Source organism: Nocardioides sp. NPDC047086, from assembly GCF_040643685.1.
Classification (GTDB): domain Bacteria; phylum Actinomycetota; class Actinomycetes; order Propionibacteriales; family Nocardioidaceae; genus Nocardioides.
The window spans coordinates 13,259-38,560 of record NZ_JBEYUV010000015.1; the positions used below are offsets into that span (position 1 = coordinate 13,259).

Here is a 25,302-nt window from a genome sequence, read left to right on the forward strand (position 1 = left end):
CGAAGGCGGTCTTCCAGATGGAAGGCCGCCTTCGGCGTATCTCAGGCCGAGTTGTCCTTGTCGATGACCTCGCCGGTGACGATGTCGTCGTTGCGGGGCCGGGCTCCGGCACCGAACGTCGAGGGCATCGTCGCGGTGACCAGGCGCTTCTGCACGACCGTGGCCAGGATGCGGCGGAAGAACGGTCGGGTGAACGGCAGGATCAGCACGATGCCGAAGATGTCGGTCACGAAGCCCGGGCTGAGCATCATCGCGCCGCCGAGCAGGATCAGTGCGCCGTCGGCGATCTCGTTGGACGGGAGCTTGCCGGTGGAGAGCGCCGTCGTCAGTGCGGTCCAGGCGCGAGCCCCCTCACGGCGCATCAGCCAGGCACCGAAGATCGAGTCGGCGATCAGCAGCAGGATCGTCCACCACACGCCGATCACCTGACCGACCTGGATGAGCACGAACAGCTCGGCCAGCGGCATCACCAGGAACAGGAGCACCAGCACCCAGGAGAACCTGCGGCGTCGCGTGGTCGTCATCGCCGGCCTCCCGCGAGACGGTCCAGCCCGAAGCGGCGCAGCAGGCGGAGCAGCTGTTCGCGGCGTTCGGCCAGGCCCCAACGGGTCACCCGGCGCATCGACTCGGCGGCGACGGCGGGGCTCATCTTCGACTCGCCCCGGACCCGCTCGATGAACTGGATCGGGACCTCCTTGACCGTGAGACCAGCGCGCAGCGTACGCGTCACCATCTCGGTCTGGAAGACGTAGCCGGTCGACTCGACGCTGGCCAGCTGCAGCTTCTCCAGCGTCGTACGCCGGAAGAGGCGGTAGCCGGCGGTGGCGTCGTGGACGCTGATGCCGAGCAGGAGCCGGACGTAGAAGTTGCCGCCGACCGATAGCAGGCGCCGCGACAGCGGCCAGTTGACCACCGACCCGCCGCGGATCCAGCGCGCGCCGATCACCAGGTCGGCGGAGGTCAGCGCCTCGAGCAGCAGGTGGAGCTCCTCGGGCTGGTGCGAGCCGTCGGCATCCATCTCCCCCACGACGTCGTAGCCCTGCTCGAGCGCCCAGCCGAACCCGTGCAGGTACGCAGCCCCCAGCCCGGCCTTCTCGGTGCGGTGCAGCACGTGGATCTGATCGTCGTTGTCGGCCAGCTCGTTGGCGATCGTGCCGGTGCCGTCGGGTGAGCCGTCATCGACGATCAGCACGTCGACGCGCGGCTGCGCCTTGCGGAGCCGCCCGACGATCCAGGCAAGGTTGTCCGCCTCGTTGTAGGTCGGGATGACCATCACCGCCCGGCCGATCTCGGTCCAGGGTGGAAGCTGCTCGTTCGTCACGTACGCCGGCCTTGTCAAGGAATGGGGGTGGAACTCACAGGATATCCGCCCAGCGGTTGATCCCAAGATCCCGATCGAGCGAGACTGCGCGGCGGCGAGGCGATCGCAGACAGACAGAGCGCGGGAGGAGCAAGACGTTCTTCGGGCCGTTCCGATCCCTGCTGGAGGCAGGGGGACCGATCGTTGTCTAAGGGCGCCTTGGCCCTCCCGCGTTGCCCTCGCGGACGTTGACCGCGCCCACGAAAACGCATCGAAGGCATGCCTGGCTCGACACCCCCCGACCCGATTCGTCGAGCGCCGGTCCGCCGACCGCAACTCTGCATGGGCGAACGCTGCCACCATCACCCGCTGGCTCTCCGGAAGTCAACACGGCGCTGACCTGCGGAAACAGGTGTTTTCGCAGGTCAGCCACAGCCTGTGCGACGCGAGAAAGTGAAGAATTCTCGAGGAACCTCGGCGTGTCGTCTTCACGTACGCGTTACGGCGTTCAGGGAACGACGACGGTGCCTCGTGCGGAGGTCGCGAGGATCGGTTCCGCCAGCATCTCGGCTGCCCCTGGACGGGCCTCGGTCGCCGCTCCGCGGGCCACAACGTGCACCGCGAACTCCATCACCCGAGACCGGGTCCCGGCCCTGATCAGCTCGCAGGTGATCTCCAGGACGTCGCCGGCACGCACCGGTGCCTTGAACTGGACCTCGTCGTAGGAGGCGAACAGGCCCTCGTCGCCGTCGGTGAGGATGCACATCTCGGTCGCGACGTCGCCGAACAGCCCCAGGCTGTACGCACCGTCGACCAGGTTCCCGGCGTAGTGGGCGTGGGAGTAGGGCACGTAGCGACGGTGGACGACCTTGGTCCCGGTCTCGGGCGAGGACGACGTCATGCGGCGGGCTCCTTCGAGGTGGTGCGATGGACGAGATAGGAGGCGACCTCGGCAGGGGTGGTGCCGCGGCCGAAGATCCGGTCGACGCCGAGCTCTGCGGTCATCGACTCGTCGAATCGTGGACCACCGGCGACCAGGAGCGGCCGCTCCCCCGCCGGATAGGCCTCGCGGAACGCCGCCGACATCTCCCGGGTGTTGAGCAGGTGCGCGTCGCGCTGGGTGACGACCTGGGAGACGAGCACGGCATCGGCGCGCCGGGTGACGGCGGCCTCGACGAGGGAGGGAACCGAGACCTGGGCGCCGAGATTCACGACCTCGATCTCCTTGTAGTACTCCAGCCCCTTCTCCCCCGCGAACCCCTTGATGTTGAGGATCGCATCGATCCCGACGGTGTGGGCGTCGGTGCCGATGCAGGCACCGACGACGACCATCGGACGCCGCAGCGTCTCCTTGATCACCGCGTTGGCCTCCTTCGGGGTCAGCAGCGGGAAGTCCCGCTCGACGACCTGGACCTTGTCGGTGTCGACGAGGTGGTTCACCTGCCCGTAGACGACGAAGAACGTGAAGTCCTCGCCCATCGGCTTGGAGTGGACGACCATCGCCGGCTCCATGCCCATCTTGTTGGCCAGCTGCAGCGCGGCGCCGTCGGCGACCTTGCTGTGCTTGATCGGCAGCGTGAAGGAGACCTGCACCATCCCGTCGCCGGTGGTGTCGCCGTACGGCCTGATGATGGTCACTTTCCCTCCAGGATGGCGCTAGCCGGGTTGTAGTACGCCTCGGACTTCTCAGCCACGCCCTCGAGGCCCTTGCCGGCGTCGGCGGGCCGCTTCATCAAGCCGAAGGTGCCGTCCGCGATCGCGTCCAGGAGCCCGTTGGGCTCGTCGATGATCTTCCCGAGCAGGTCGATCGACTCCCCCAGGACCTCGCGCGCCCGGTTGGCGATGAACCCGTCGGGGGCCGGGTGGAAGTCCTCGCCGAGGCGTCCGGCCGCGTCCATGACGTACCGGACGTTCTGCAGGGCCAGGTCGCGGTCGGAGAGCCACGGCGTCACCACCGCCTCGGTCATCATCCCGACCAGCAGGATGCCCTGGTCGGTCATCGCGCCGGCCAGGTTGAAGAACCCGTCGAGCAGGTAGCCCTTGAAGATGTCGCCGGTCATGTGCCGGGTCGGGGGCATCCACTTCAGCGGAGCGTCGGGGAAGATCGTCTTCGCCAGCAGCGCGTGCGCGAGCTCGAGACGGAACGAGTCCGGTACGTCGGGATTGATCTCGAAGGCGTGGCCCAGGCCCAGCTGCCAGTCCTCGAGACCGGCCTCCTTGGCGAAGTACTCGTTGAGGAGCTGGCTCGTGGTGACGGTGTTCGCCGCCTCGACCGCGTCGGCGGTGGTGAGGTAGTTGTCCTCGCCGGTGTTGATGATGATCCCCGCCCGCGCGTGGATCTGACGCGAGAGCCGCTGGTCGACGAACGTACGCACCGGGTTGATGTCGCGGAACAGGATCCCGTACATCGAGTCGTTGAGCATCATGTCGAGACGCTCCATGCCCGCCAGCGCGGCGATCTCGGGCATGCACAGCCCGCTCGCGTAGTTGGTCAGCCTGACGTAGCGGCCCAGCTCGCGACTCGTCTCGTCGAGAGCGGCTCGCATCAGCCGGAAGTTCTCCTGGGTCGCGTACGTCCCGGCGAACCCCTCCCGGGTGGCGCCCTCGGGCACGTAGTCGAGGAGCGACTGGCCGGTCGAGCGGATCACCGCGATGATGTCGGCGCCCTCGCGGGCGGCCGCCTGCGCCTGTGGGATGTCCTCGTAGATGTCACCGGTCGCGACGATCAGGTAGATCCATGGCTTGCGAGGTGCGTCGCCGATCTCGGCGATCATCCGCTCCCGTGCCACCCGGCTGGCGTCGAGGCGGGCGATGCCGACCCCGACCGCCTCGCGGGCGTGCTTGGCGGCCAGCTCGGCCTCGGCGCCCTCGGGCAGGTGGAAGGTCACCTGGCCGGCAGCGGCCTCCTCGGCGAGTCTGGAGAGGTCGTTGCCGTGGGCGGTCAGTGCGTGCCACACCGGTAGCGCGACGCCGTGCTCCAGCCCGATGTCGGCGCGCACCGCGTCGACCAGGTGGTTCACCCAGGGGGTGCCGTCCAGGTCGGCGCCGGCGAGCCCGGCCAAGCGCAGCATGGCTCTTTCGACGGCGACCGTGGTGTGCTTCGTGGCCAGCTCGACGATCGGGTCGCCGACCTTCGCGGCCAGCGCGCGGGCCTGGGCGATCGTGCGTGGGTCCAGATCGAGTCTCACCGGTCCAGTCTCCCCTCGAAGAGTGCCCGGACGCCTTGGTTCGCGCGGAGCAGATCCAGCGCATAGGCAGCATGGCCGGGGACGTAGCCGTTGCCGACGAGCATCGTGACGTCGGCAGCCAGGCCTTCGGCGCCGAGCGCAGCGGCCGAGAAGGAGGTCGCCATCGAGAAGAAGACGACGGTGCCCCGGTCTGCGGTGGCGAGGATCGCGCCGCCCTCGCAGCCGGGTACGTCGACACAGACGACGGTGACGTCGGCAGGTCCGCCGGCCTTGGCGACAGCATCGCGCAGAGCCACCGGGTTGCGCGCGTCGGCGACCACGACCTCGTCGGCCAGGTCCGCCTCGCGAAGTCGCGACGCCTCGGTCTCGGTCGGGACGACGCCGATCAGGTGGCCGGCTCCCGCGTCACGGGCTGCGGCCAGGGACAGCGAGCCGGACTTGCCGCCGCCACCGATCACGGCGACGACACCGCCTTCGTAGCGCTCCGCGACGACCCGTCGGGTCAGCGCAGGAGCGCCGCACACGTCCATGACCGACAGTGCGAGCTCGGGAGCCAGGTCGTCGGGCAGGACGGCTGCGATCGAGCGGCCGAAGAGGATGGCGTAGCCGTCGCACGGCACCTGCTCGGAGTCACCGTCCCAGCCGGCGAGCCCGTCCTCGATCACCAACGGCGTCAGGGTCAGCGACACCAGCGTGGCGACCCGGTCGCCGACCTTCAGCCCCAGCGGGGACTCGGGGCCGACCTCCTCGACGACGCCGACGAGCATCCCGCCCGACCCGGTCACCGGGTTCTGCATCTTGCCGCGCTCGGCGACGATGTCGAGCACCTCGCGGCGTACGGCCTCTCCGTCGCCGTCGTGTGCGGACTCGAGCTGCCGGAACGAGGCCGCGTCCAGGTTCAGTCGCTCCACCCGGATCCGCACCTCGTCGGGCCAGACGGCCCGTCGGGTGTCGAGTCTCCGGGCCGCCTGGGGCAGCGGCAACGAGCCGCCCACCGGCTCATCCAGCACCCGGTGCAGGCCTGTCGGGTCAGAAGTGGTCATCGTCGTACGCCTCCTTGCGTCCATCTCACGGCGGACCCTACCAGCGGTCAATGGAAGAATTGCGGCCTAGGCTTGCAACTACCGGAGGATCTCCCGCTATGGTGGAGAATATGACGGCAACCATCGAGCCCCAGACCAGAGACGGACAGCCCTACGCCTACCAGCGCGTCGAGCTGGTCGAGCCCGACTGGACCCGGTTCCCGGGGTGGGCCGACGTGACCGAGGAGCAGTGGCGCGACGTGCAGTGGCAGCGCGTCAACTGCATCAAGAACGTCCGCCAGATGCGCGCTCTGATGGGCGATCTTCTCGAGGAGCGGTTCTACGCCGACCTCGAGCGTGACATGGCCGAGCGGGCGACGATGTCGATGCTGGTGCCGCCGCAGATGGTCAACACGATGGTGGTCTCGACGAGCTCGACCACCCACCCCAGCGAGTTCACCGATGCCTTTTATGCGGACCCGATCCGCCACTACATGATCCCGGTCTTCTCCGACCGCCGCACCGACTGGCCCTCGCACCCGCAGGCCAGCCGCGACTCGCTGCACGAGCACGACATGTGGGTCGCCGAGGGGCTGACCCACCGCTACCCGACCAAGGTGCTCGCCGAGCTGCTCTCCACCTGCCCGCAGTACTGCGGCCACTGCACCCGGATGGACCTGGTCGGCAACTCCACCCCGGTCATCGACAAGCTCAAGCTCACCGGCAAGCCGGTCGACCGCCACGAGGCGATGCTCGAGTACCTCGGCAACACCCCGCAGGTGCGTGACGTGGTCGTCTCCGGCGGCGACGTCGCCAACCTCCCCTGGCCGCGGCTGGAGGACTTCCTCACCAAGCTGATGGCGATCGACAACATCCGCGACATCCGGCTGGCCACCAAGGGCCTGATCGGCCTCCCCCAGCACTGGCTCCAGGAGCCGCTGCTGGAAGGGATGAGCCGGGTGACCACCATCGCCCGCGAGCGCGGCGTCTCGCTGGCGATCCACACCCACGCCAACCACGCCAACTCGGTCACGCCGCTCGTCGCCGAGGCGTCCAAGGCGCTGCTGTCGGCCGGCGTGCGCGACGTACGCAACCAGGGAGTGCTGCTGGCCGGGGTGAACGCCGACAGCCACAGCCTGCTCGACCTGAGCTTCCGGCTGCTCGACGGCGCGCAGATCATGCCCTACTACTTCTACATGTGCGACATGATCCCGTTCAGCGAGCACTGGCGGGTCTCGGTCGCCGACGCGCAGCGGATGCAGCACGACATCATGGGCTACCTGCCCGGCTTCGCCACGCCGCGCATCGTGTGCGACGTACCCTTCGTCGGCAAGCGCTGGGTCCACCAGATCGCCGACTACGACACCGAGCGCGGCATCTCCTACTGGACCAAGAACTACCGCACCTCGATCGAGGCATCCGACGCCGAGGCGCTGACCAGGACGTACGAGTACTACGACCCGATCCACACCCTGCCCGAGTCAGGCCAGGAGTGGTGGCGCACGCACGGGAACTGACCGGCAGCTACTGAGACCCGGCGCTCGGCGCCGGGTCTCAGTGCGTCATGGTCGGGCGGTTCTCGTAGTAGGTGTACATCGCGATCGTGGTGCGCGTGGACACGTTGGCGACCGAGCGGATCCGGCCGAGCAGCTCCTCGAGCGCCTCGGGCGTGGCGACGCGCACCTTGAGCATGTAGGACTCGACGCCGGCGATGGACCAGCAGGCCTCCACCTCGTGAAGGTCCGCGACCCGCTCGGGGGTGTCATCGGGCTGGGAGGGATCCATGGGCTGCACCGCGACGAACGCGGTCAGCGGCACGCCGATCGCGGCGTAGTTGACAGTGGCGCCGTAGCCGGTGATGAGGCCACGCTGTTCGAGCCGCTTGACGCGCTGGTGCACCGCCGAGGTCGACAGGCCGGTCGCCTTGCCCAGGTCCGTGTAGGACATGCGACCGTCCTCCGCAAGGAGCTGGAGGATTTTACGGTCGGTGGCCTCGATCTCAGGTGCAGTCACGGCGACAGCGTACCCACAGCAGCAATATCTCCGCCGAAACGTCCAAAAAAGTAGTTGATGTCGAAAGATTTCCGGCGGATTCGGCGGGCGAGGAGAGCCTCAGGAGGGCCAGCCGGCGAGCACCTGGGGCTTGCCGCCACCGTCCGCGGAGGACTGGACGACCGACAGCAGCCGCCCGTCTCGGACCTCGTCGGGGATGGCGGACATCGCCTCACCGGTGGCCAGGTGCGGGTCGGCAGAGACGACCACCCGGCCGTGCGAGTTGACCAGTGTCGCGCCGATCTGGCGCAGGCCGGGCAGCAGCATCGACTCCAGCGTCTCGACCGAGGTGTCGGCGCCGGCGACGCCGACCATCCGGCCGTCCGCGTAGACCGGCAGCGTCGTGGTCATGACGTACTCGTCGGCACAGACGAAGTCGACGTAGGGCCCGGCGAGGTTCAGCGCTCCGGTGCGCTGCGGTATCCGGAACCACGGCTGGCGGGTGTAGTCGATGGCCTCACCGGTCGCCGGCACCTCGGCCTCGCCGAGGAAGTCGCGGCCCGCCCCCTGCCACCAGGCCAGGTAGAGGCGCCGGTCGACGAGCGCGTCCGGTGCGACGACGAACCCGCCGCCCAGGAGGCTCGAGTCCTGGAGGAACGCCAGCGTGCCCGTCTCGACCTGCGCGATCAGCTCGTCCGAGGTGACCGGCCCAGCGGCGAAGAGAGCACCGACCTCGGCGCGCGCCCGCTCGAGCTCGATGAGGATGGAACCGAAGTGCTGCTCGATGAGGACAGCGCAGTCGGCCGACACATCGATGTTCACAGTCGTACCACCTCATGGATCTCGGTCAGACGTTCAACGGCGTGGGCCACGTGGTCGCGGACGCTCGCGCGCGCCGCGACGACATCGCCCGTGTCCAACGCGGCGACGAGCGCCCGGTGCCGCACGGCAGACGCCTGACGGAAGTCCGACTCGCTCAGCGGCACTCGCAGCAACGTACCGAAGTCGGCCTCCTGTCGCACCACCTCCCGGGTGAGGCGCGCCGACTGGGTCAGCGCCGCCACGGAGAGATAGAGCTCGCTCTCGGCGTCGCGCCACCGGCCCAGGTCGTCCTCGCCCAGCGGGACCAGCAGGTCCTGGAGGTCCTCCACCTCGTCAGGGGCAGCTCGTTCGGCGGCGAGCTCGGCACAGCCGGTCAGCACGACCTGATAGAGGCTCGCCCGGTCGCGCAGCTCCACGCGCGACATCGTCGCGAGCCGCCCCTTCACGATGTCGCCGGGATCGGGAGCACGCACGAAAGAGCCACCGCCCCGGCCTCTGGTCGTCACGACCAGGCCCTGTGCCCGCAGCGAGACCAGGGCCTCCCGGGCGGTCACCGTCGCCACGCCCAGCATCTGGGCGAGCTCGAGCTCGCTCGGGAGACGGTCGCCGTCGGCGAGCACGCCGGAGCGGATCGCCTCCGCCAGCCGGTTCTCGACACGTACGGCTCTGCCTTCGTCGCCGATCGGCGCGAAGATCGCCGACCGGGCGCGCGAGGTGATCGCACGGGCGTTGGCCACGATCGGGCTCCTCCTTCAAGTGGGTTTACAAAGAACTTACGCAGATACCCTTTAAAATCTAAGATCTGGTTCCATATGATTCAGCAATGGGACCGACTGAATCTCCGCAGATCCAGCTCGAAGCTGTGACCAAGGCGTACGGCGACGTGCTGGCTGTCGACGCACTCGACCTGGCCATCGGCGATGGTGAGTTCTTCTCGATGCTCGGGCCCTCCGGCTCCGGGAAGACGACGGTGCTGCGGCTGATCGCGGGCTTCGAGCACGCCGACTCCGGCACCATCCGCCTCGGCAGCGAGGATGTCACCGCGCTGGCGCCCTTCGACCGTGACGTCACCACCGTCTTCCAGGACTACGCCCTCTTCCCGCACTTCAACGTGCTCGACAACGTCGCCTACGGCCTGCGCGTACGTGGCGTCCCGAAGGCCGAGCGCGGTTCGCGAGCACGCGAGGCGCTGGAGATGGTCCGCCTCGGCCACGTCGCGAACCGGAAGCCGACCGAGCTCTCCGGCGGGCAGCGCCAGCGGGTGGCGCTGGCTCGCGCCATCGTCGTACGTCCTCGTGTGCTCCTCCTCGACGAGCCGCTCGGCGCGCTCGACCTCAAGCTCCGCGAGCAGATGCAGGTCGAGCTCAAGCAGATCCAGCGCGAGCTGGGGATCACCTTCGTCTTCGTCACCCACGACCAGGAGGAGGCGCTCACCCTCAGCGACCGGATCGCGGTCTTCGACAGCGGCCGGATCGTGCAGCTGGGCACGCCCAAGGAGATCTACGAGCGGCCCACCTCGCAGTACGTCGCCGACTTCGTCGGCACCTCCAACGTCTTCGACGAGGAGGCCGCCAAGCGGATGCTGAAGATGGAGGGCGCCTTCGCGCTGCGGCCGGAGAAGATCCTGCTCTCCCCTGAGGCGGCGACCGCGCCCGTCGGCGCGATGACCGCCGCCGGCGTGATCACCGAGTCGATCTACATCGGCACCGGGCATCGCGTCCACATCGAGCTCGAGGACGGCACCAGGCTGGTCGCCCTCGAGCAGAGCCGCGGCGCCCTGCACCCGGATGCCGCCGAACCAGAGTCTCGGGGCGACCGCGTGGTCGCCTCCTGGTCGCCGGGCGACCTGGTCCCCCTGGGCACCGATTCGTCCCGTGCCGTGCACTACCGATGAGCGAGAACACCAGAGAGGTTTGACCATGCGGAACATCCCAACCAGAGTCACCACCAGCCGCACCATCGGCGGAGCGATCGCGGCGCTGTCCCTGATCACGCTCTCCGCCTGCGGCGGCTCCAACGGAGACGAGTCGACCGGAGCGGTCGACAAGCTCGGCGAGAACGAGGGCGAGGTCTCGATCCTGGCCTGGCCCGGCTACGTCGAGGACGGCTCGACCGACCCCGAGGTCGACTGGGTCTCCGACTTCGAGAAGGAGACCGGCTGTCAGGTCACCGCCAAGGTCTACGGCACCTCCGACGAGGCCTTCAACCTGGCCAAGTCGGGCGAGTACGACGTCGTCGCCGCCTCCGGCGACCTCACCCTCCGCATGATCGCGGCCGGCGAGGCGGCCGAGGTCAACACCGACCTGATCCCCAACTACAAGGGCATCTACGACTTCCTCAAGGACCGCGAGTGGAACACCGTGGACGGGAAGAACTACGGCATCCCGCACGGCTACGGCGCCAACCTGCTGATGTACAACACCGAGGACGTCACCCCCGCCCCGACCTCGTGGAAGGCGGTCTTCGAGGACGCGCCGAAGCACAAGGGCCAGGTCACCGCGTACGACTCGCCGATCTACATCGCCGACGCTGCGGTCTACCTGATGGCGCACCAGCCGGACCTGGGCATCGAGAACCCCTACTCCCTCGACGAGAAGCAGCTCGCCGCGGCCGTCGACCTGCTCAAGTCGCAGCGGACCTCCGTCGGTGAGTACTGGTCCGACTACACCAAGACGCAGGCCTCCTTCGAGACCGGCGACACCGTGGTCGGCACCACCTGGCAGGTGATCGCCAACCTGATCGACCCGAAGAAGGCCTCGGTCGAGGCGATCCTGCCCTCCGAGGGCGCGACCGGCTGGAACGACACCTGGATGATCTCCTCGAAGGCGAAGTCCCCCAACTGCGCCTACGCCTGGCTCAACCACATCTCCGACCCGGAGACCAACGCCCAGGCGACGGAGTACTTCGGCGAGGCCCCCAACTCCGACAAGGCCTGCGAGTTCGCCTCTGAGGGTCACTGCGAGACCTTCCACGCCGGCGATGAGGAGTACGCCGAGAAGATCTGGTTCTGGAACACGCCGATCGAGAAGTGCCTCGACGGCCGGACCGACGTGAAGTGCACCGACTATCAGGACTGGACCAAGGCCTGGGCAGAGATCAAGGGGTGACCTTGAGGTCTGTCAGCAGCACGCTCAGCAGGAGGCCGGGGATCCGCCTCGGCCTCCTGCTGGCCGCACCCCTCACCTGGCTGGTGCTCGTCTACGTCGTCGCGCTCGCCGCACTGCTGGTGACGGCCTTCTGGACGATCGACTCCTTCACCAACGAGCTCGAGCGCACCTTCACCCTCGACAACATCCGGGAGATCACCGGTCAAGCGCTCTACCGGACCGTCACGCTACGCACCATCGGCGTGGCTCTGCTGGTGACCCTGATCGACTGCGCGATCGCGCTTCCGGTCGGCTTCTACATGGCCAAGGTCGCCTCCCGGCGCTCGCGCCACCTGCTGGTGATCGCGTTCCTGATGCCGTTGTGGGCGTCCTACCTCGTCAAGGCGCTCGCCTGGCGCTCGCTGCTGTCGAACGGCGGCCTGCTGGACTGGGCCGGTGGCCTGGTCGGTCTCGAGTCACCCGGATTCGGCTTCACCGCGATCGTTCTCACCCAGGCCTACATCTGGCTTCCGTACGTCGTCCTCCCCGTCTACGCGGCCTACGAACGCGTTCCGGACTCGCTGCTCGACGCCGCCGGCGACCTCGGTGCCCGACCGGCGCTGACGTTCCGCACCGTGGTGTTCCCGCTGGTGGTCCCGGGACTGGTCGCGGGCTCGATCTTCTCGTTCTCGCTGACCATGGGCGACTACATCACGGTCAACATCGTCGGCGGCGCCAACCAGATGCTCGGCAACCTCGTCTTCATCAACTCGGGGTCCAACCTGCCGCTGGCCGCCGCGATCGCGCTGATCCCGATCGTCGTGATCATGATCTACCTGGCGTTGGTACGCCGCACCGGAGCCCTGGAGAATCTATGACCATCTCGAGATCGACCCGGCGTCTTCTGGCCGCGGTGACCGGCCTGGTGCTCGCCATGCTGTACGCGCCGCTCGCGCTGGTGGTGGTGAACTCGTTCAACACCTCCCAGGCGCTGACCTGGCCGCCCAGCGGCTTCACCACCGAGTGGTGGCGGCGGGCGGCGGTCAACCCGGGAGCCCACGACGCGATCCTCACCTCGCTGACGGTGGCCGCGTGCGCGACGGTGACGGCTCTCGTCCTCGGCACGCTGCTCGGGCTGGCGATGCAGCGCTACTCCTTCTTCGGGAAGCAGTCCGTCAACCTGCTGGTGGTGCTCCCGATCGCCCTCCCCGGCATCGTCACCGGCATCGCCCTGTCCAACGCGTTCTCGTCGATCCTCGGCGTACGCCTGGGGTTCTTCACGCTCGTGGTGGCCCACGCGACCTTCTGCATCGTGACCGTCTTCAACAACGTGCAGGCGCGGTTGGGGCGGATGGGCGGCAACCTCGAGGAGGCCTCGGCCGATCTGGGAGCGGGGATGTGGACCACGTTCCGGCTGGTCACGCTCCCCCAGCTGCGCTCGGCGCTGCTGGCCGGCGGGCTGCTGGCGTTCGCGCTCAGCTTCGACGAGATCATCGTGACGACGTTCGCCGCCGGCCCCGGTGTCACGACCCTGCCCGTCTGGATCCTGACCAACCTGTTCCGGCCGGGTCAGGCACCGATCGTCAACGTCGTCGCGGTCGTCATGATCGTCGTCTCGGTCGCACCGATCTGGCTCGCCCAGCGGCTCTCCTCCGACCCGGCGGATACGACGAGGGCGATTCACTAGGCCTGCCCTCCGCGTCAGCGGATAATGTGCTCAGCGTGGCTGAACCTCGAATGCTCCTGCTGGACACCGCGTCGCTCTACTTCCGGGCCTACTTCGGCGTGCCCGACATCCGAGCCGAGGACGGCACCCCGGTCAACGCCGTCCGCGGCCTGCTGGAGTTCATCACCCGGCTGGTCAACGACTACTCCCCCACCGACCTGGTGTGCTGCTGGGACAACGACTGGCGCCCGCAGTGGCGGGTCGACCTGATCCCTTCCTACAAGGCGCACCGGGTGGTGGAGGAGGTCGAGACCGCCCCCGACGTCGAGGAGGTCCCCGACCCGCTGCAGGTGCAGGTGCCGATCATCCGCGAGGTGCTCGCCGCGGCCGGGATCCGGGTCATCGGCGCCGACGGCTACGAGGCCGACGACGTGATCGGCACCCTCGCCACCGGCGCGGGGATGCCGGTCGACGTCGTCACCGGCGACCGCGACCTGTTCCAGCTCGTCGATGACGCTGCCGGCGTACGCATCCTCTACCCGACCCGGGGCGTGAGCGATCCGGACCTGGTCGACGAGAAGTGGGTGCTCGCCAAGTACGGCATCAGCGCCGCTCAGTACGCCGACTTCGCCACCATGCGCGGCGACACCTCCGACGGGCTTCCGGGCGTGAAGGGCGTCGGCGAGAAGACCGCGGCCAAGCTGCTCGAGCAGTACGGGGACCTGGAGGGGATCATCGGCGCGGTCGCCGACCCGACCACCTCGCTCACCAAGGCGCAACGACAGAAGTTCATCGACGCGGTCGACTACTTGGCGGTCGCGCCGAAGGTCGTGGCCGTCGCCCGGGACATCCCGCTGGACCGCAGCGGCACCGCACTTCCCAGCGCTCCGGCCGACCCGGCACGCCTGCACGAGCTCGCCGCGACGTACAACCTCGCCTCCCCGGTCGCTCGCCTGGAAGCCGCTCTCGCGCGGGAGTGACCCAGGTCTCCACAACTCGATAAAGAAAGTTCGTCGAAACGGCATCATCCGCCGCGTACGTCTCCGTCTCCTTGGCAAGACCACGAACAAGGAGCGGACGAATGAGCGACATCAAGCACCCGGCAGTGCAGCAAGACATCAAGATCTCCTGCCTCGACCCGTGGGGCCGCACGGTGGACGTGCCGACGACCCTCGGCTACCGCGAGAACGACCCGTACGCAGTGAGCCTGACCTTCCACTCCGGCGCCGGTGACGTCGAGTGGGTCGTGTCCCGCACGCTGATGCTCCAGGGCCTGGCCGCCCCCGCCGGTGAGGGCGACGTGAAGATCTATCCCAGCATCGACGAGGAGGCGAAGGCCGTCGCGGTCTTCGACTTCAGCTCCCCCGACGGTCGCCTGATCGCGACCGCCGACTCGAGCGAGGTGCAGATGTTCCTCGGCAAGTCCTTCTCGGCCGTCCCGGTCGGCTCCGAGAGCCAGCACCTGGATCTCGATGCGCTCGTCGCAGACCTGCTGGGCAGTTCCTTCGACGCTGAGTAGGCACTCCGCCCGCCTGCTCATTCGTTCACGAACCCTCCCGTCCCGGATCTCCGGGGCTGGAGGGTTCGTGCTTCTTTTCGCTGGCCAGAAGCGTCCCCTCGCCGTTGCCACATCAACTGTGGTAGTGATGTGCGTCACCCGCACCCCCTCGGAGGTCACAGTGCTGCCAGCTTTCCTTTCTCGCGAGCGAACCGTGGCCGGTCCCGGCTTCAGTCGCTGGCTCATCCCACCCGCCGCCCTCGCCGTCCATCTCTGTATCGGCCAGGTCTACGCGACGAGCGTCTACAAGACCGCGCTGGTCGAACACTTCGACTCCAGCCAGACCGCGATCGGGCTGATCTTCTCGATCGCGATCGTGATGCTCGGCCTCTCGGCCGCCGTGATGGGCACCTGGGTCGACCGCAACGGACCGCGCGCGGCGATGACCGCGGCCGCGGTCTTCTGGGCCTCCGGCTTCTTCATCGGGGCCCTGGGCATCGGCACCGGCCAGCTGTGGCTGCTCTACCTCGGCTACGGCGTCATCGGCGGCATCGGTCTCGGGATCGGCTACATCTCCCCCGTCTCCACGCTGATCAAGTGGTTCCCGGACCGGCCGGGCCTGGCCACCGGCATGGCGATCATGGGCTTCGGCGGCGGCGCGATGATCGCCAGCCCGCTGAGCGGCCGGCTCCTGGCGCTCTACGACCCGTCCTACACCGGAGACGCCACCACCGTGCCCGACGGCCACGCGGTGATGATGCTCTTCCTCACCCTCGGCGTGGTCTACCTGGTCTTCATGTCCTTCGGCGCGGCCACCGTCCGCGTCCCACCGGAGGGCTGGACGCCGGCAGGCTGGGACCCGGCCAGCGTGAAGGAGAAGAAGCTCGTCACCACGGCCAGCGTCTCGGCCAACAGCGCGATCAGGACCCGGTCGTTCTGGCTGGTATGGATCGTCCTCTTCTGCAACGTCACCGCCGGCATCGGCATCCTCGAGCAGGCCGCTCCGATGATCCAGGACTTCTTCCGCACCGACGGAGTCTCCTCGGTCAGCGCGGTCGCGGCCGGTGGCTTCGTCGGGCTGCTCTCGATCGCCAACATGAGCGGCCGGTTCATCTGGTCCTCGACCTCCGACGTCATCGGCCGCAAGCCGATCTACATGATGTATCTCGGCGTCGGACTGGTGCTCTATCTCCTGCTGGCGACTGTCGGGGACACCTCGATGGCGCTGTTCGTGCTGCTCGCCGTGGTGATCCTGTCCTTCTACGGTGGCGGCTTCGCGACCGTCCCCGCCTACCTGCGAGACCTCTTCGGCACCTTCCAGGTCGGCGCCATCCACGGCCGGCTGCTGACCGCGTGGTCGGCTGCCGGTATCGCCGGACCGCTCATCATCAACGCCTTCCTCGACGCGCAGGGTGAACCCGGCACGCTCACCGCGGCCGCCTACCAGCCGGCGCTGCTGACCATGGTCGGCGTCCTCGCGGTCGGCTTCATCGCCAACCTCCTGGTGCACCAGGTCCCCGACAGGTTCCATGAGCCGACGTCCGCCGGCTCCACCGAGACCGAGAGGAGTGCGGCATGAACGCCAAGATCGCAGGTGCCTGGGCCCTGGTCGGGATCCCGCTGGCCTACGGTGTCATCGAGACGCTGCGCCGGGCGGCGCAGCTCTTCACGGGCTGATCAGAGGCCGAGCAGGCTCGGCTCGTTCGTACGCCACGCCTCCTGCGCCGCCCGGGTGACCGGGCCGTGCGGGAGGGTGCGCGTGCCCCACTCGGTGACGGCCTGGACGTCGCGCAGGCTGGAGGTGAGGAAGACCTCCGTGGCGTACTCCTCGACCTCGGACAGCGGCTCGTCGGTCTCCTCCGCACCGAACCACTCCAGGACCAGGGCCCGGGTGATCCCGGCCAGCGGGCCGCTGGAGAGCGTCGGGGTCTTCAGTGCACCGTCGAGCACGTAGAAGATGTTGCTCCCGGTGCCCTCGCACAGGTCGCCCACGGTGTTGGCGAAGATCGCCTCAGTCGCGCCGTGCTTGCGGGCCTCGGCGAGGGCGATGACGTTCTCGGCGTACGACGTCGTCTTCAGGCCGGTCGTGGCGCCGTGCTCGTTGCGGCGCCACGGCACGCTGACGACCTTGGTCTCGTCCGGGTTGGGGGACGCGTCCTCGAGGCCGATGATGACCGTCGGTGCCACCTCCACGCGGCCCGACCCGAACGGCGCCGGCCCACCCGTGACGGTGATCCGGAGGCGCCCGTACGCCGTCGGCTCTGCCCCGAGCACCGCCTCGACACCCTTCGTGATGAGCCCACGGTCGAGGGTGGGCAGACCGAGGCCGGTCGCCGACCGCTCGAGGCGGTCGAGGTGGAGCGCGAGCGCGAACGGCTGGTCCTCGATCACCTTGAGCGTCTCGAAGACGCCGTCGCCGACCACCAGACCGTGGTCTCGGATGGAGACCGCCGGGGCGGCCGGGTTGTCGAGAAGCTGACCATCGATCCACGCGCGCATGCGGCAACTCTAAGACGTCCCTGGTCAGGGCCCGGAATGCCGGCCCGCGCGGCGGTCGAGGTTTCGGGCGAATGACACGAAGGTGACCCCCGATTTGTCCCCCGACAGCGGCTCCGTTAATGTTCTTCTCGTCGCCAAGGGCACGGGAAACCGGGCCGGAAGCACAAGCGGACGTAGCTCAGTTGGTAGAGCGCAACCTTGCCAAGGTTGAGGTCGCGAGTTCGAGCCTCGTCGTCCGCTCGGAGTAGGTCTCCACCGGAGGCATTGCCTCCAGCGGTGGGTTGGCCGAGAGGCGAGGCAACGGACTGCAAATCCGTGTACACGGGTTCAAATCCCGTACCCACCTCGAAGCACCACCCTGATAAATTAAATAACCACGGACGATTGGCGCAGCGGTAGCGCGCTTCCTTGACACGGAAGAGGTCACTGGTTCAAACCCAGTATCGTCCACCACAGCAACCGGCCCCTGAACTGCGGAAACGCAGATCAGGGGCCGGTTCGATTTCACCGTATCGAATGAGTGTTCGACGCTGCCTGACAGAGTGCCTGACTAACTGGCTTCGGGACGATCTTCCTTGCCCGGCTTGCCGAATACGGCGTCCATCGCCTGAGCGCCGGTCTCCATCACCGGCCGCAGTTCGTGACGATAGATCAGTTCAGTGACCTTGCTTCCTCCGGTGTGGCCGACCAGGCGCGCGATCTCCTCCACAGATACCCCGTACTCGGAGAGCAGCGAGACGAACGAATGACGCAGTTCGCGAGGCGTCCACTCCTTCGGCTCGATCCCCTCGACCTTCCCGAGGGCGCGCCTGAAGCTGCGGCGGACGTTCGCGGCGTCCAACGCGGACCCGATTGTCGTCGTAAAGACATGGTCGTTCTCGACCCAGCTCTCTTTCGCAAGACGCTTCCACTGCGCCTGCCGCACTCGGTGTTCGCCGAGCACGACTGCGACCTGCTTTGGCAGGGCAAGAGTCCGCTTGGACTTCCGGGTCTTGGTCTCCCCTCCTTCTCGGTCGGAGCGCCACACGAACATGTGCGGCGGCATCGGCGGATCGGCGTCAGGATCGCCGTCAAGGTTCACGTGATCCCAACGGAGCGCGCGGACCTCCTCCGTGCGCGCTCCGGTGAGCAGGGAGACCACGATGTACGGGTGCATCGTGTCGCCCTCCGTCGCGGTCAGGATTGCCTTTGCCTGAGCGAGAGTGAGGGACTTGGACGGGCGGCCTGCTCGCCCTCTTGGCAGGTCGACTAGGTCGGCAACGTTCCTATCAACCATGCCGTGGATCATCGCTCGCCGAATCGATTGGCGCAGCAGGCGGCGGACCTGGCGAAGGCTGTCCGTGGCGAGCACCTCGGCCCTCCCGGCGAGCCACTCGTCCAGGTGCTGAACGGTCAGGCGCTGGAGCTTCTGACCGCCGATGAATGGAATGATGTGGGTTTCGCAGATGATCCGGTTCTTCTCCCGGGTCTTCTCCCCCGCCCGACTCCCCTGCCCGTACTGCAGCCAGTTCTCTACAGCCTTCCGCACCGTGTAGTGACGAGCCTCCGGCACCAGACCCTTCCGGTACTTATCGACGGCAGCTCGCATGTTGCGGAGTGCTTCGGTCTCGCTCTTGCCGGAACCGCTGCGGACGATGCGCTTGCCGTTGGCGTTGTAGTCGACGGTGGTCTCGGCGATGTATCGCTGCCGGCGTTCGTCCCATCGGACGCCTCCCTCTCCGCGGCCCCGGCGCTTCTTCTCTTCGGTCATGCTGCGTTCTCCTCGATCAGGTCGGCTACGTACTCGGTCAGTGCGGTGACGGGCACGAGGCGGCGGCGCCCTTCCTTGACGGTGCGGAGGCGGCCGGAGCGGATCAGCTCGTAGACGACGGATCGGCTCATCCGGAGCGCTTCGGCGGCTTCCTCGACGCGATAGAGGATGGGCGGGATCTCGCGCTTCATCTCGGTCACAGGCTGGGCTCCTCGGCGGTCGGGTTGCGGATTGGGGCGGTGGGTAGGCGTGCTGCTCGATGGGCTCCGAGACATCGGGATCGGTTCTCCTGCGGTTGGTGGTTGGGCGGTGCTGGGTGAGTTGCTGGACCAATGGGGCGGGAAGTGATGCCGCAAACCCCGCAAATACCGCAAACGGGGTCTGACCTGCGGAAACAGGTGCGGCATTTAGAATCTGCGGATTGTTCTAAACCCCGCAAACACCGCAGATTTGCGGGGTTTGCGGTATTTGCGGGTTCTAGCCCGGTACTAAATGCCGCATGCTGTTTTCCCTGGTCAGGTTGGGGTTCTGCGGTGTTTGCGGTATTTGCGGGTTTGATTCGGGGTTCGGGAACAGACCGTCGTTGACTGGTGCCCTCACCCCCTCTGGTCCAGCCGGTTTCGCGGTGGTCGGCTGGGTCTTCTCGGGGCGGCGTTCGACGTAGTAGGCGCGGGCCTTGGTGTGGCTGTCGGTCTCCGCTCGGAGGACGACGGTGCCGCGCCAGCGGCCGATCTGGCCGGTCAGGATCCGGCCGAGGCTCTTGGGTGAGAGCAGGCGGCCTGCGGTGGTCGTGGGAAAGGTGCCTTCCCAGCGGTCGGGCATGCCGGGGTCGGGTTCGGCGCTGGAGCGCAGCTCAGCCGCGGTCAGGCGGCGCTCGCCGGTGAGGTGGTGCCAGCGCAGCAGGAAGGCGCGCCATTCGGCGTAGTCGTCGTCCAGGTCGCGGGACTCGGCGTGGTTAGCGAGGAACGCGGGCACCTGGTGGTGTTCGAGGAAGCCACCGAGGTAGCGCGCCCAGCGAGAGAACTGCCGCATCTGCGGCACGGTCTTCGACACCGGTGCGCCGGCACGGGTCCAGTCCAGGATGAGCACCAGCAGGTGCCGCAGCACGGTGGCTTGGTTGGAGGGGTCGAGGATCCAGGTGTCGAGGTTCGGGATCCCGAACCCGGTGCGCTCCTCGGGGTGCGGGCAGTCCGGGTCGAGACGGACCCACACGGCTCGTGAGGCCATGTCGCCACCGGTGCGCAGGTTGTTGCCGGTGGCCAGCCACAGCCGGTCGTTGGCGAACGAGCTGGCGGCGTTGGTACCGAGGCGGCGGTCGGTCCAGACCCGTTCGGTGACCAGCCGGGCCAGGACAGCCGAGTCGATAACGCAGCCTTCGATGAGGTTGTCGAACACGATCACGCCGACCTGGTCAGCGAGCACGGTCGTGATGCTCTTGCGCAGCTCTTCCTCGGAGTCGGTCCAGGTCAGCACCCGCTGCCCGACCAGCAGTCCGACACAGCTGGTGAGGATGGTCTTGCCGGAGCCGGGCATGGTGGCGTCTACGACTCCGAACGGGTTCAGCGCCCGGGTGAAGGGGTGCAGGATCGGGGTCGCGAGCAGTGCGAGGTAGTTGGCCCGGTCGGCGGGCGTACGCCACGGGAAGTCCCGCAGGAACGTGCCCAGCAGGAACTCTCGGGCCTCGGCGACCTGCTCGGCGGTGGGGTGCTCGGGGATGGGGTCGGTGGTGATCCGGCCGGCGAGGTAGTAGCCGGTCGCCTCGTCATAGCCCGGGGTCTGCAGCAGGGTGCCGTCCGGGCGCAGGACGGGCGTGGTGATGACCTTGTGCAGCACCGGCAGACCGGGCCAGTGCGAGCGGGACAGCACGGACTCGAGGACGTGACGGGGCGGGGTGATCTCCTCGTCATAGGTCGCGCCACCGTTGGCGCGCTGGCGGGTGCGGTAGACCTCGGCCTGCTCAGCCAGCAGCCGAGCCAGCAGCGCCGGACGAAGCTCGGTGGAGCGCAGCGGCGGCGGGGCGTCCTCATCGCCGGCAACCACCTCGGCCGCGCCGGAGACCTCCTCCAGGACGACGGGTGATCCGTCGCGGACGTAGGTGTCAGAGAGCAGCCGTTGGTCCAGCGCCTCGGAGAGTGCCGTGATCGAGGCGGGGTCGGAGCCGACCTTGACGCGCGGTCGTCCGTCCTCGGACAGCGACCGCAGCGGGGTGCGGCGGTCGTGGTTCTCGGTGGTGTGCTCAGTCATCGGTGACCTCCCGTGGTCGTGTTCAGGCGGCTGTCTGGTGGGTGCGGCGGGTGGTGCCCCAGCCGAGGGCGTCCCCGGCGCAGCGGCCGAGCCAGGCGGCGACGTTGACCGCTACGGCGTTGCCGGCCTGCATCTGCTGTTCGCCCTGGTTGCCCGTGATGACGTAGTCGCGGCGGAAGCGCTGGGCCCAGGCGGCCTCGCGCGGCTTGAGCATCCGGAAGTAGCAGTCCTCGACCTCGACCGCGGCCTGGAGCAGGGCGTGCTGTTCGCGAGTGGCCAGCGTGGAGAGCGCACCCGTGGTCGCCGGGTAGGGCTTGGCTCCCTTCCGGTACGGGATCACCAGGGACTTGTTGAGCTGGGCGGTCTGGGTGCGCAGCGGCTCGGTGACGGGCTTGTTCATCGAGGGGTCGGCAGTGGCGTAGCCGCCGTGGTGGGCCGAGATGAACGCGCCCGGCGGGATGGTGAGGCCGTGATGGCGGCCGCCGGCGGCCAACGTCGGGATAGGGCCGGCGGTGACTGGGTGGTTGCGGCCGTGCTTGCGGCTCATCGTGACGAACGGCTCGCTCATCGCGATGCCGTTCTGGATCGCGGTCACCTGGGCCGGTGTCGGGGACTCCATGAGTGGCCAGGCACGCAGATAGGCGTTATTCGCGCCGCTGGCGGCGTCCCAGGTGTTGCCGCCGGCACCGATCAGGACCGGGTCGGCGATCGTGGTTAGTCCGAGCTTGATGCGGGCCATCGTCTTGGGGCCGAGGTCGCGCATGCCGTGGGCTTCGCGGTCGCCGATACGTACGCCGAGGTCGGTCCAGTCGATCACCGAGGCCGCCGGGGCGACGTAGGGCTCGATCTGGCCGTGGTCGCCTTCGGGGCAGACGTAGATGTACTGCGGTCCGTACTTGCCCACCGGCATCCCGTTGATCCGCTTGGTGCGCGGCTTCCACCACTGGAGGGCCTCGACGTCGTGGCCGCACTTCTCACACCACGCCAGCGGGCGGGGCTCCAGGTCGAGCAGGGGCACGTCCTTGCGGGTGAGCGCGAAGTAGATCCGGTCACGCCACTGCGCCGCCGGGTCGTTGTCCTCGCCCCCGACGTGGGCGGCCGAGACGCAGACGAGTTGGACGTCGTAGTCGAGGCTGGTCCAGCCGTGCAGCCAGGTGGTGATCAGGTGCCAGTCGGCGGCCTCGACGACGTTCTCGACCAGGATCACGGCGGGGTTGTGGACCTCGGCGTAGCGCAGCACCTCCCAGAACGTCACCCGGGTGCGTTCGAACGCCTCGGTGGGGACGTGGCCGTGCTCCTCCCACAGGCCGGGCTGGTCGAGGTCGCGGGGCTTCTTGCGGCCGCCGGCCTGGGAGAGCTCGGTGCAGATCGGGGACGCCCACAGCAGGTCAGCCTTGGGCAGATACCGGACGTCGACCTGCTGGATGTCGGCACACAGGTGCTCGGTGCCCGGGTGGTTCGCCGAGTGGGTCTCGATCGCGCGTGACCAGTGGTTGGCGGCGACCTTGATCTCGAACCCGGCTTCGAACAGGCCGCTCGTGGTGCCGCCCATGCCACAGAAGTAGTCGACAGCGGTCAGTGTCATCAGGCGGCCTTCCTCGGGTTGGTGTGGGAGTTGTCGCGCGGGGTGCGGGGGTTGCGGGCTCCGGTGGCGAACCCGGAGCGGACGGTGGAGTCGACCTCGCCGGGGGTGCAGTTGCAGCCACCGGCCATCAGGACGTGCGCGGCATCGGTGAGCGCGTCGTACGCGGTGTGCTCCGCCAGAGCTCCGCCGGCCACGAGCTGGCCGAGGGCGACGGCGGCGCAGAACAGGGTGTGGTTGTGCTGGCCGGGCATCGCTTCGGCGACCTTGCGGACCTCGCCGTTGACGGCGGCCGCGACGTAGGCCGGGACACGCTCAGCGCGGGCATCGAGGCGCTTCGGTGTGGCGGCCGGAGCGATGTGGCGCCGCTGGCCGAGGAGGTCGAGCAGGAACAGCGGGAGCGGTGCCGGGGGGCGGTCCTCGACGACGGCGTAGCAGTTCGCGCCGGTGTTGGTCGCGATGATCGTCGGCGGGGCGACGACGTAGCCGCCGTGGGCGCGGGTGTCGATCAGCCACCCGATCGTCCCGGCGGTGTTCCCGAACCGGACACCCTCGGGGGCTCGGTAGTAGAGGTGGGTGCCACCGGAGGGCGTACGCACGGTGAAGGTGGGGGTGATGGTGCCGCCGCGGGCTCCGGCGATGTGGTCGAGTACCTCGACCCCGGTGGTGATCCCGAACCGGTTCCACGGCTCCGGGATCTCGGTGTCGGGTTTGGCGGTGTCCAGGTCGATGACGACCAGGCCGGAGGGACCGGTGGCGATCCCGAGTCCGTAGGTCGGGGCGTCGTCGGCCCAGGCGCGCCGGATGCGGGTCTCGTCGGTGGTGGCTCGGGCGTCCCAGCCGGTGTGGCCGTCTCGGCAGCGTGGGTCGGTGCCGGTGCAGTCAGCGGCGCGGTGGTCGGGGCGTGCGGGGCGCTTGGTGTTCGGCAGGAGCGGGAACACGTGCCAGCCGCGGGCAGCGGCGGCCAGGGCGCCGGCGAGCATCGGGCGGGTCTGGGGTGCGGCGTACATCAGGCGGCCCTCTTCGGGCTCGTGTGAGTGCGGCGGGCCGCGGAGGCGGCCTTGGTGGCGCGGCGGGCCTTCTGGCGGCACAGGTCGCCGCAGTAGATGGCGTGCGGCGTGGGCCGGGTGAACTCCTTCTCGCAGCCCGGGCAGATCCGGCGGCCAGGTGCCGGGGTCCGGGCGGTGCGCTTGAGGCTCGCGCGCTCGCGCTCGGTCAGGCCGCCCCACACGCCCATGACGTTGCCGAGGGACAGCGCCAGCGCGAGACAGTCGGGTCGGACCTCGCAGCCGGCGCAGACCTTCTTGGCGGCCGCGGGGCTGCCACCGGGTTCGGGGAAGAAAACCTCAGGGTCGGTCTGCGGGCACAGCGCACCCGGCAGGTCACCGGGGTGCACGGCGGTGGTGTCAGGCGACGTCATCGCGGTTCGCCTCCTTGGTCCAGCGGTAGACGGTCCGCTCGGTTACGCCGAGATGCTCCGCGACCTCGGGCACGCTCATGACTCGGCGCAGCTCGACGGCAGCACAGGCGGGGTGCACGTGGTTGCCGTCGTCCTCGCCCAGGTCGGTGACGCAGATGGCGCACAGCCCGGTGTCGACGTCATCCTCGTTGTCCTCCGCGTGGTCCTCGATGTCGTGGGTGTCAGGGATGACGGTCAGGGCCGGGGTGGCACTGACATCCGGGCTGACATCCGGGGTGCCCGCGTCGACCGGGGCGGTGATCGCGTCGTGCTCGTTGTCAGGGGCGGTGTCACCCTCGATGTCAGGGGTTGTGTCAGGGTCCGGGACCGGCTGGCGGCCGAGCAGCTCGCGGTAGGCGACGGCGCCGGCGGCGTGCTTCTCGGCCGAGGCGGCGAGCCGTTTGGCGGCCTTGTGCTCGGCCCGCTCGACGGTGACCTTCATCCCGGCCAGGGCGTGGGTCCGGGCGGCGAGCCAGGCCGACTCGCCGTACCCGGTGATGGTCTCCATATGCGCCTTGCGACGGGCCTCGATGACCGCCAGGGCGCGCTCGTCGCGGATCTCGGCGGTCCGCGCCCGGATGTATGCGGCCGTCTCGGGCGACACGGTCACCTGGTCACGGATCCCGTCAGCGACCAGCAGCAGCGCCGCCAGCGCCGGAATCGCCGACCACGGGCCCATGTGGCCCACCGCAGCCAGCAGGACCGTAGAGACCGCCACAGCGATCGCCGTGGCGGCCCCGAAGCCGTAGGCGGCGACCCGCTGGCCGGTCTTGTAGGCCTGGATCGTGGTGTGCCCGAGAGCTGCCCACACCACATCGGCGGCCAGGGCGACGGCCACGCCTACCGCGGGAGCCGCGGCGCCGGCGGCGGGGATCATCGCGGCGACCTGCGGTGCGATCGTGACCGCGACCTGGACGAACCCGACGCCGGTCATGCCGAGGCCGACTGCAGCAAGGCCAGAGGGACGTCCGGAGGGGCGGGTTGAGCGGCTGGTGGGTGTGTGGCCGTGGGGGCGGCCTTCGGTGTAGGCGGTGTGCGCGTTCATGGCGGTGAGTTCTCCTGTTTCAGGCATGGATGAGGTACGGACTTGGGCCAGCGATCGCGTTTCGGAGGCTTTCTCCGCTGCCTCGGCGAGGTCGGTAGCGGTAGCAGGGCGCGGGAGGGGTCGGATCGGCCCAGATCCGGGTTCGAACA

General features: G+C 68.6%; 24 protein-coding genes, 3 tRNA genes and 1 pseudogene. 11 read left to right on the forward strand and 17 right to left on the reverse strand.

The features are described from left to right. Positions 1-41: 41 nt before the first annotated feature. From ABZ796_RS12920 to ABZ796_RS12945, 6 genes are all read right to left on the reverse strand, one after another. On the reverse strand, positions 42-524 hold the full coding sequence (locus tag ABZ796_RS12920) for an FxsA family protein (protein ID WP_357337319.1): 483 nt from the start codon (positions 522-524) through the stop codon (positions 42-44). Then, on the reverse strand, positions 521-1,321 hold the full coding sequence (locus ABZ796_RS12925) for a polyprenol monophosphomannose synthase (RefSeq protein ID WP_357337320.1): 801 nt from the start codon (positions 1,319-1,321) through the stop codon (positions 521-523). The genes ABZ796_RS12920 and ABZ796_RS12925 overlap by 4 nt, the downstream gene beginning before the upstream one ends. Positions 1,322-1,808: 487 nt before the next feature. Then, the gene (locus ABZ796_RS12930) at positions 1,809-2,201 is read right to left on the reverse strand and encodes a hotdog domain-containing protein (RefSeq protein WP_357337321.1); all 393 of its coding nucleotides are present in this window, start codon (positions 2,199-2,201) and stop codon (positions 1,809-1,811) included. Then, positions 2,198-2,938, reverse strand: a complete 741-nt coding sequence (locus ABZ796_RS12935; protein ID WP_357337322.1) for an OAM dimerization domain-containing protein — start codon at positions 2,936-2,938, stop codon at positions 2,198-2,200. The genes ABZ796_RS12930 and ABZ796_RS12935 overlap by 4 nt, the downstream gene beginning before the upstream one ends. Next, a complete protein-coding gene (locus ABZ796_RS12940; protein WP_357337323.1) occupies positions 2,935-4,488 on the reverse strand; it encodes a lysine 5,6-aminomutase subunit alpha in 1,554 nt (517 codons plus the stop codon). Before ABZ796_RS12940 ends, ABZ796_RS12935 begins: the two co-directional genes overlap by 4 nt. Beyond that, entirely contained in the window at positions 4,485-5,531 is a 1,047-nt protein-coding gene (locus tag ABZ796_RS12945) for an L-erythro-3,5-diaminohexanoate dehydrogenase (RefSeq protein WP_357337324.1), read from the reverse strand. The genes ABZ796_RS12940 and ABZ796_RS12945 overlap by 4 nt, the downstream gene beginning before the upstream one ends. 110 nt (positions 5,532-5,641) lie before the next feature. Here ABZ796_RS12945 and ABZ796_RS12950 point away from each other — a divergent pair, with 110 nt between their 5' ends. Then, entirely contained in the window at positions 5,642-7,027 is a 1,386-nt protein-coding gene (locus ABZ796_RS12950) for a lysine 2,3-aminomutase (RefSeq protein ID WP_357337325.1), read from the forward strand. Between the two features lie 37 nt (positions 7,028-7,064). On the opposite strand, the gene ABZ796_RS12955 is transcribed toward ABZ796_RS12950, so the two are convergent. The 3 genes from ABZ796_RS12955 to ABZ796_RS12965 all read right to left on the reverse strand — a co-directional run bounded on the left by ABZ796_RS12955 (position 7,065) and on the right by ABZ796_RS12965 (position 9,061). Continuing rightward, a complete protein-coding gene (locus tag ABZ796_RS12955; protein ID WP_355020057.1) occupies positions 7,065-7,508 on the reverse strand; it encodes an Lrp/AsnC family transcriptional regulator in 444 nt (147 codons plus the stop codon). A 114-nt stretch (positions 7,509-7,622) separates the two neighbouring features. After that, on the reverse strand, positions 7,623-8,324 hold the full coding sequence (locus ABZ796_RS12960; protein WP_357337327.1) for a hypothetical protein: 702 nt from the start codon (positions 8,322-8,324) through the stop codon (positions 7,623-7,625). Continuing rightward, positions 8,321-9,061, reverse strand: coding sequence for a GntR family transcriptional regulator (locus ABZ796_RS12965; RefSeq protein ID WP_357337329.1), 741 nt, complete (start codon positions 9,059-9,061; stop codon positions 8,321-8,323). Before ABZ796_RS12965 ends, ABZ796_RS12960 begins: the two co-directional genes overlap by 4 nt. A gap of 86 nt (positions 9,062-9,147) precedes the next feature. Between ABZ796_RS12965 and ABZ796_RS12970 the strand changes: the two genes are divergently transcribed. From ABZ796_RS12970 to ABZ796_RS13000, 7 genes are all read left to right on the forward strand, one after another. Next, positions 9,148-10,218: an ABC transporter ATP-binding protein gene (locus tag ABZ796_RS12970; RefSeq protein ID WP_357337331.1), complete on the forward strand. Its 1,071-nt coding sequence runs from the start codon at positions 9,148-9,150 to the stop codon at positions 10,216-10,218. A 25-nt stretch (positions 10,219-10,243) separates the two neighbouring features. Continuing rightward, entirely contained in the window at positions 10,244-11,431 is a 1,188-nt protein-coding gene (locus ABZ796_RS12975; protein WP_357337332.1) for an ABC transporter substrate-binding protein, read from the forward strand. Beyond that, positions 11,428-12,288, forward strand: coding sequence for an ABC transporter permease (locus tag ABZ796_RS12980; RefSeq protein ID WP_357337334.1), 861 nt, complete (start codon positions 11,428-11,430; stop codon positions 12,286-12,288). The genes ABZ796_RS12975 and ABZ796_RS12980 overlap by 4 nt, the downstream gene beginning before the upstream one ends. Next, entirely contained in the window at positions 12,285-13,097 is an 813-nt protein-coding gene (locus ABZ796_RS12985) for an ABC transporter permease (protein ID WP_357337336.1), read from the forward strand. The genes ABZ796_RS12980 and ABZ796_RS12985 overlap by 4 nt, the downstream gene beginning before the upstream one ends. A 50-nt stretch (positions 13,098-13,147) precedes the next feature. Next, positions 13,148-14,056, forward strand: coding sequence for a 5'-3' exonuclease (locus ABZ796_RS12990; protein ID WP_357337439.1), 909 nt, complete (start codon positions 13,148-13,150; stop codon positions 14,054-14,056). Between the two features lie 101 nt (positions 14,057-14,157). Beyond that, the gene (locus ABZ796_RS12995; protein WP_357337337.1) at positions 14,158-14,595 is read left to right on the forward strand and encodes an SsgA family sporulation/cell division regulator; all 438 of its coding nucleotides are present in this window, start codon (positions 14,158-14,160) and stop codon (positions 14,593-14,595) included. A 193-nt stretch (positions 14,596-14,788) separates the two neighbouring features. After that, positions 14,789-16,153 carry an OFA family MFS transporter gene (locus ABZ796_RS13000; protein ID WP_357337338.1) on the forward strand — a complete coding sequence of 455 codons (1,365 nt, stop codon included), beginning with the start codon at positions 14,789-14,791 and terminating at the stop codon, positions 16,151-16,153. Between the two features lie 98 nt (positions 16,154-16,251). Here the strand turns inward: ABZ796_RS13000 and ABZ796_RS13005 are convergent, their stop codons facing one another. Continuing rightward, the gene (locus ABZ796_RS13005) at positions 16,252-17,073 is read right to left on the reverse strand and encodes an aminotransferase class IV (RefSeq protein WP_357337339.1); all 822 of its coding nucleotides are present in this window, start codon (positions 17,071-17,073) and stop codon (positions 16,252-16,254) included. Positions 17,074-17,240: 167 nt separating this feature from the next. Between ABZ796_RS13005 and ABZ796_RS13010 the strand changes: the two genes are divergently transcribed. From ABZ796_RS13010 to ABZ796_RS13020, 3 genes are all read left to right on the forward strand, one after another. Continuing rightward, positions 17,241-17,313 (forward strand) — tRNA-Gly (locus ABZ796_RS13010). Positions 17,314-17,348: 35 nt separating this feature from the next. Continuing rightward, positions 17,349-17,419 (forward strand) — tRNA-Cys (locus tag ABZ796_RS13015). 32 nt (positions 17,420-17,451) lie between these two features. Further along, positions 17,452-17,526 (forward strand) — tRNA-Val (locus tag ABZ796_RS13020). 97 nt (positions 17,527-17,623) lie between these two features. On the opposite strand, the gene ABZ796_RS13025 is transcribed toward ABZ796_RS13020, so the two are convergent. The 7 genes and pseudogenes from ABZ796_RS13025 to ABZ796_RS13055 form a co-directional block, all read right to left on the reverse strand. Further along, the gene (locus tag ABZ796_RS13025; RefSeq protein WP_357337340.1) at positions 17,624-18,823 is read right to left on the reverse strand and encodes a tyrosine-type recombinase/integrase; all 1,200 of its coding nucleotides are present in this window, start codon (positions 18,821-18,823) and stop codon (positions 17,624-17,626) included. Further along, a complete protein-coding gene (locus ABZ796_RS13030; protein ID WP_357337440.1) occupies positions 18,820-19,014 on the reverse strand; it encodes a helix-turn-helix domain-containing protein in 195 nt (64 codons plus the stop codon). Before ABZ796_RS13030 ends, ABZ796_RS13025 begins: the two co-directional genes overlap by 4 nt. 286 nt (positions 19,015-19,300) lie before the next feature. Further along, on the reverse strand, positions 19,301-21,067 hold the full coding sequence (locus tag ABZ796_RS13035; RefSeq protein ID WP_357337342.1) for a hypothetical protein: 1,767 nt from the start codon (positions 21,065-21,067) through the stop codon (positions 19,301-19,303). A 22-nt stretch (positions 21,068-21,089) separates the two neighbouring features. Beyond that, on the reverse strand, positions 21,090-22,652 hold the full coding sequence (locus tag ABZ796_RS13040) for a DNA cytosine methyltransferase (RefSeq protein ID WP_357337343.1): 1,563 nt from the start codon (positions 22,650-22,652) through the stop codon (positions 21,090-21,092). Further along, positions 22,652-23,659, reverse strand: a complete 1,008-nt coding sequence (locus ABZ796_RS13045) for a bifunctional DNA primase/polymerase (RefSeq protein ID WP_357337345.1) — start codon at positions 23,657-23,659, stop codon at positions 22,652-22,654. Before ABZ796_RS13045 ends, ABZ796_RS13040 begins: the two co-directional genes overlap by 1 nt. 170 nt (positions 23,660-23,829) lie before the next feature. Further along, a pseudogene (locus ABZ796_RS13050) lies at positions 23,830-24,069 on the reverse strand (WhiB family transcriptional regulator); the annotation flags it as partial. Beyond that, the gene (locus ABZ796_RS13055; RefSeq protein WP_357337347.1) at positions 24,056-25,153 is read right to left on the reverse strand and encodes a helix-turn-helix domain-containing protein; all 1,098 of its coding nucleotides are present in this window, start codon (positions 25,151-25,153) and stop codon (positions 24,056-24,058) included. The pseudogene ABZ796_RS13050 and the gene ABZ796_RS13055, both read right to left, overlap by 14 nt. Positions 25,154-25,302: the final 149 nt, after the last annotated feature.